Annotated in this window: 2 protein-coding genes; one reads left to right on the forward strand and one right to left on the reverse strand. The window is 41.9% G+C overall.

Features of this window, described 5'->3' with window-relative positions:
* Positions 1 to 178: 178 nt before the first annotated feature.
* Positions 179 to 1141, reverse strand: coding sequence for an IS30 family transposase (locus ABT084_RS37810; protein WP_201560995.1), 963 nt, complete (start codon positions 1139 to 1141; stop codon positions 179 to 181).
* Positions 1142 to 1797: 656 nt separating this feature from the next.
* On the opposite strand from ABT084_RS37810, the gene yajC reads away from it, so the two are divergent.
* Positions 1798 to 2054: preprotein translocase subunit YajC (gene yajC / locus ABT084_RS37815; protein WP_351054368.1), on the forward strand; the 257-nt coding region annotated here is incomplete at its 3' end.

The raw sequence follows: 2054 nt of genomic DNA on the forward strand, positions 1-2054 counted from the left end.
GACTTTTTGAGATATTATAGCTGTTGGCGATATCACTGATGTTGGCCAGTGAATGCTGATCTGGTTTCACCGCTAAATAAATCAATGAGCGCAGCGCGTAGTCACTATAATTGGTTAGTCGCATTGATTCGCGCTCCTGTCTAGTTTGAGATTATTAAAAGTTTTTGAGATCTTGGATTCAACATTGAAGTGCAACGCACCCGAAGCTAGATTTTACCTCAAGAGGCGTTCTAAACCCTAGCACCTTTCTAGGTCGATTATTTAAACTGTCTTCAATCGACTGAACTAAGTGCATGCATAGGTTATCCAGACGCATTGACTTCGGTAGAAACTGACGAATTAACCCATTGGTATTCTCATTCGTTCCACGCTCCCAAGAATGATAAGGCTGAGCAAAGTAAATATCAGCCTTCAACGCTGTTGCCATCGTTTCATGGTCAGCAAACTCTTTACCGTTATCAAAGGTGATACTTAACGCCTGTTCACCTTTTAGCATGCCAATACAAGCTTGTGTGACGGCTACTGCCTTGCGATTGGGTAGCGCTTTGATCTTAGTCTCTCGAGTTGTTCTATCCACTAGAGTGACAAGCACACCTTGATGTCCACGACCAACCACCGTATCCCCTTCATAATCGCCCATACGACTGCGCGCTTCAATGATACTGGGACGGTCATTGATATCACAGCGGTTCGCTATCTTTCCGCGCCTATCATAACCTTGCAGACGGCGTTTCCTATAGCGCTTTTGACATCTAAGGGCGCTATGTAAGTTACCCCCTGCCTTTTTGTCAGTATAGATGTGTTGATATATCGATTCATGGCTTGGGACCTCTTGCCAACCCAGCATTCTCAGTCGCCCTGTGATTTGCTCAGGTGAGTAGTGCTTGCTGAGTAGATGATCAATATAGCACCAGCCAAAGCGGCTGATCTGTGAGCTATTCACAACTTTGCGCGCGTTTGCCAATCGATGGGCTTGTTTGGGGCGATAACCCCTTTGTCCCATGTTTCGCCTTATCTCTCGACTCACCGTTGATTTATGACAGCCAATAATTCTAGCTATTTCACTCATGCCTTTTTTAGCTTGCAATAGCGCTGATATTTGATATCTTTGCTCTTGGGTAAGATGTGTATAGTGTTTCATAACGTTCTGATATGTAGGAGTTGAAGTTTGAAATGCAACACGGCACATCTTACTCTTCAACTCATTCTTTTAAAACGTTGCACTTCTTATTTGAATCTAGGAGGTTAAAAAACTAGTAACGCTATTATTATCAGATACATATCATTAGGGTCTGTTGAACATTCAAATATTAGGACTGCTGATTGCTAAAATCGTCCCAAACCTTTTATCAAATCAGGCGTAAACCGACGATAATGTCGAGACCTTAGCTAGGTTTACAACAACGTTTGGGGTGATTTTAGTATCAGCCTTTCAGGGCAGGGCTATTTTTTGCCAATACATGGCGAAATTATCTAACCTAGAATGACTAGGCGTCAAAAATTTCACTGCGTATTGTCTAAAAAATAGCCACTGCCAGTGCCACATTTGAATGTTCAACAGACCCTAAGTAAACAAGCCAAATACTGTCGATAGTATATGCGTATTTGATGGGAGTTGGCCTAGATATAGCCATTTTTAAACCTTCATTATGACTATCTCTAGAATTGAGGATGCGACCTAGTATGCCAGTACGTTAAGAAAAACACGCCTAGCCTATGATTAACAGTTACCAAGTCTAGGATTTTTTGTTACTATGCGTTTAATTTATTATTATCTATGACTCACTGAGAGAAATTATGTTTTTATTTATCCAAGCTGCTCATGCCGCCGAAACTGCTGGTGCTGCATCACTATTTGGCCAAATTTTATTACCTGTTGCTTTTTTTGCCATTTTTTACTTTTTGGTTATTCGCCCACAGTCTAAGCGTACCAAAGAGCACCGCGCCATGGTCAGTGCGTTGACTGTTGGTAGCGAAATCATCTTTGCTGGTGGACTGATGGGTCGTATCAAAGCCATAGAAGGCGATTACGCGGTTGTTAGCTTGAATAATAA

The sequence above is a fragment of the Streptomyces sp. NPDC002138 genome (genome assembly GCF_040296485.1).
In the GTDB taxonomy this organism is placed as follows: domain Bacteria; phylum Actinomycetota; class Actinomycetes; order Streptomycetales; family Streptomycetaceae; genus Streptomyces.

Bases quoted from the DNA above. Each gene is read 5' to 3' on its own strand.
- ABT084_RS37810 (WP_201560995.1), bottom strand. From the start codon at position 1,141: ATGAAACACTATACACATCTTACCCAAGAGCAAAGATATCAAATATCA.